Raw genomic sequence first — 1,950 nt, forward strand, 5'->3', positions numbered from 1 at the left:
GCCGGGCTTGCTGTGACTCTCCGTAGTATCGCTTGCCTGAGCTGCGGAAAGGATGCCCCTCCCTCACAAATTGTAGTCACTAAATTTGAGCGCTTCCAAGATCCTCAGAGTAGAATCGTCTCTGTGAAGCACAGAGACGGCGCCATGCATGTAGACACCTCACGCAGGCGCTACACGGCAGCGGACGGGTCAACCACCGTGTACGAACGGCATTTGCTGCGCCGTTCATTCCGAGATCAAGACGGCCGCCCGCAGAAAGAAACGCTGGCCAATCTTTCCATGCTTCCCAGCGGTGCGGTGGAGGCTTTGCGAAAAGCTCTGTCCGGCACGGTCCTCGTGGACGCAGACGAGGTTTTCGAAATCGAACGCGCGCTTCCGCATGGGGACGTCGCAGCGGTGCACGCCATGGCGTCCAAACTCGGCGTGAAGAAGATTCTCGGCCCTGATTGCCGAGAGCGAGATCTGGCTTATGCGCTGATTCTGTCCCGGGTGGTGCGGCCGAAATCGAAATTGTCCACCGTGGGATGGTGGGACGATACCACGCTGGGCCAGGATTTGAACGTCGCGGGGGCGAGCACCGATGAGGTGTACGCCGCGATGGATTGGCTACTCGAACGGCAGGACGGGATCGAGGCCGCGCTGGCGAGACGGCATCTGCGTCCGGGCGGCGTGGCAATGTTCGATCTGTCCTCATCGTGGCTGGAAGGCCGTTGCTGCGAGCTGGCCGCATTCGGGTACTCACGGGACGGCAAACGCGGCAGAAAGCAGATCGAATACGGACTGCTCACCGATGTGGAGGGCCGGCCGGTGGCCATCCGCCTCTGCGCGGGCAACACCTCCGATACCAAGGCGTTCAAGGAGGCTGTCACCATCGTCCGGGAAAAGTTCGGGCTGGACCGGATGGTCATGGTCGGAGACCGTGGAATGATCACCGAAGCGCGGGTCAAGGAATTGCGTGAGCTGGACGGCATGGACTGGGTCACCGCCCTGCGTGCTCCCGCCATCGCGGCTCTGGCCTGTGACGACGGCCCGCTGCAGATGTCGCTGTTCGATACTCAGAATTTCGCTGAGATCACGCATCCGGATTATCCGGGTGAACGGCTGATTTGCTGCAGGAACCCCGTGCTGGCCGATGAGCGCGCCCGTAAACGCGGTGAGTTGGTGCAAGCCACTGTGCGAGATCTTGACAAGATTGTTGCGCGGGTGGGAAAGGGGAGGCTCCGCGGGCGGGATGACATCGGAATCGCAGTCGGGAAGATCATCAACAAGCGCAAGGTCGCCAAACATTTCGTCTTGGAAATCGGTGATGACACGTTCGGTTACCGGCTTGACGAGGAGAAGATCACGGCCGAGGCGTCTCTGGATGGGATTTATGTGATCCGGACGAGCCTGGCAGAGGAAACGCTCGGCAGTGGCGGCGTCGTCGCCTCGTACAAGAGCCTCGCCAGCGTTGAGCGTGACTTCCGGATCATTAAAGTCGATGACCTGGACCTCCGCCCGGTCTTTCATTATCTGGGCGGTAGGGTCCGTGCCCATGTGCTGCTCTGCATGCTCGCTTCTTATGTTGTCTGGCATCTGCGAGATGCGCTCGCCGAACTCACCTTCACCGATGAGCGCATTCCCCATCGCGACGATCCGATCGAGCCTGCTCGACGTTCGGATTCCGCCAAGAGGAAAGATGCCGTGAAACACACTCCAGACGGCCTTCCAGTGCGGAGCTTCCGAAACCTTATCGAGCATTTGAGAACTCTTAATCGGGAAACTGTCAACTTCGCCGGTCAGCGGCTTGAGAAAATCACCATGCCGACGCCGACTCAGCGGCGCGTGTTTGAGTTGCTCGACGTTCCGATTCCGATGACGCTGGTCGGCGGGTAGTCACTAATTTTTGATCTTGGATGCTGAGCTTCCTGGTCAGACCCGCATCAGTCCAGCAAGATCAAGCAAGTTCGG

Annotated in this window: 1 protein-coding gene; it reads left to right on the top strand. The window is 59.6% G+C overall.

Annotation, left to right across the window (positions count from 1 at the left end; all coding sequences use genetic code 11):
• Positions 1-123: 123 nt before the first annotated feature.
• Entirely contained in the window at positions 124-1,875 is a 1,752-nt protein-coding gene (locus ABGB08_RS54430) for an IS1634 family transposase (RefSeq protein ID WP_347608427.1), read from the top strand.
• The last annotated feature ends 75 nt before the right edge of the window (positions 1,876-1,950 follow it).

It is taken from the genome of Acrocarpospora sp. B8E8 (genome assembly GCF_039871605.1).
Taxonomy (GTDB): domain Bacteria; phylum Actinomycetota; class Actinomycetes; order Streptosporangiales; family Streptosporangiaceae; genus Acrocarpospora; species Acrocarpospora macrocephala.